The 2,012-nt window shown below is 67.3% G+C and carries 1 protein-coding gene; it reads right to left on the minus strand.

Annotated features, from left to right (window positions below):
• Window positions 1-19: 19 nt before the first annotated feature.
• Window positions 20-1,999 (minus strand): bifunctional UDP-4-amino-4-deoxy-L-arabinose formyltransferase/UDP-glucuronic acid oxidase ArnA, encoded by a 1,980-nt coding sequence (gene arnA, locus FSV73_RS25400; RefSeq protein ID WP_437179317.1) that lies wholly within the window; start codon window positions 1,997-1,999, stop codon window positions 20-22.
• Between the last annotated feature and the right edge of the window lie 13 nt (window positions 2,000-2,012).

Below are 2,012 nucleotides of genomic sequence, written 5' to 3' on the forward strand. Positions count from 1 at the left end.
GCCGGGATCAGGGCTTTCATCAGGCCTCCCGCTGCGCCATGGCTTCGCGCAGGAAGAAGTCCAGCGTCTTGCCGACGGTGGCGGCCATGGCGGTGGTCGGCTGCCAGTCGATCAGGCGGCGGGCGTTCTCCACGCTGGGCTTGCGGTGAGCCACGTCCTGGTAGCCGTCGCCGTAGAAGCTCTTGCTCTCCACCTCGCGGAAGCCGGCGAAGGGCGGGAACTCGTGGCGCAGCGGATGGGCCTCGAACTGGGCCAGCAGCTCCTCGGCCAGCTCGCGGATGCTCGCTTCGTTGTCCGGGTTGCCGATGTTGACGATCTGGCCGTCACAGCGACCGCCCTGGTTCTCGATGATGCGGAACAGCGCCTCGATGCCGTCGTCGACGTCGGTGAAGCAGCGCTTCTGGGCGCCACCGTCGACCAGCTTGATCGGGGTGCCTTCCACCAGGTTGAGGATCAGCTGGGTGATGGCGCGGGAGCTGCCGATGCGCGCGGAATCCAGGCGATCCAGACGCGGGCCCATCCAGTTGAAGGGGCGGAACAGGGTGAACTTCAGGCCCTTGGCGCCGTAGGCCCAGATGACCCGGTCGAGCAGCTGCTTGGAGACCGAGTAGATCCAGCGCTGCTTGTTGATCGGGCCGACCACCAGGTTGGAGCGGTCTTCGTCGAAGCGCTCGTCCTGGCACATGCCGTACACCTCGGAGGTGGACGGGAAGATCACGCGCTTGTTGTACTTCACGCAGTGGCGAACGATCTTCAGGTTTTCCTCGAAGTCCAGTTCGAACACGCGCAGCGGATTGCGGGTGTATTCGATGGGGGTGGCGATGGCCACTAGCGGCAGCACCACGTCGCACTTCTTGATGTGGTATTCCAGCCACTCGGTGTGGATGGAGATGTCGCCTTCCACATAGTGGAAATGCGGATTGGTCTTGAGTCGCTCGATGGCGTCGGAGCCGATGTCCAGGCCATGGACCTCGTAGTTGCCGTCGGCCAGCAGGCGCTCGGAGAGGTGGTTGCCGATGAAGCCGTTGACGCCGAGGATCAGTACCCGGGTGCGGCGCTTGGCGCGACGGTCCTGGCGGTGCAGGCGGGCACCGGCCACCAGGCCGGCTTCGCGGGCCAGTTGCGGACCGGACAGATAGAGACCGTTGTCGCCCAGCTGACCGGCCTGGATTTCCAGGACGCCCTCGCCACAGGCGATGCGCAGGGGTTCCAGGCTCAGCACGCTGCCGGGGGCCTGGGCATGGCTTTCCTGACGCGCCTGGGCGCTCCAGACGATCAGCTTGCGGTCACCGATCCAGCCGAAGGCGCCCGGATAGGGTTGGGTCACGGCGCGTACCAGGTTGCCCAGCTCGGTGGCCGGACGGCTCCATTCCAGCTCGCCGTCGGCGGCGCTGCGGCGGCCGTAGGTGGTGGCCTGGCGCTCGTCCTGCTCGCGCTCCTGCAGGGTACCGGCGGCCAGCGCCGGCAGGGCATCGCGCAGGAGCTCCTGGCTGGCTTCGCGCAGCTTGGCGTGCAGGGTCAGGGCGGTGTCATCGGGGGTGATGGCGACGCGTTGCTGGGCGACGATGGCGCCGGCGTCAGCCCGCTTGACCATGCGGTGCAGGGTCACGCCGGTCTCGGTCTCGCCGTTGACCAGCACCCAGTTGGCCGGGGCGCGACCGCGATAGCGCGGCAGCAGCGAGCCGTGCAGGTTGTAGGCGCCGCGCTTGGCGCAGGCCAGTACCTCTTCGGCCAGCAGGTTGCGGTAATAGAAGGAGAAGATGAAGTCCGGCTCCAGGGCGCGGATGCGCTCCACCCACAGCGGGTGGTTGACGTCTTCCGGGGCGTGCACCGGGATGCCGTGGCGGGCGCACAGCTGGGCCACCGAGCCGAAGAAGCGGTTCTCGCTCGGGTCATCCGGGTGGGTGAAGACGGCGGCGATGGGATAGCCGGCCTGGATCAGCGCGGCGAGGCCGGCGCAGCCGATGTCGTGGTAGGCGAAGACGATGGCGGTTTTCATCAGGGGCTTTCCT

This window comes from Pseudomonas oryzihabitans (assembly GCF_007665395.1).
Taxonomy (GTDB): domain Bacteria; phylum Pseudomonadota; class Gammaproteobacteria; order Pseudomonadales; family Pseudomonadaceae; genus Chryseomonas; species Chryseomonas psychrotolerans_C.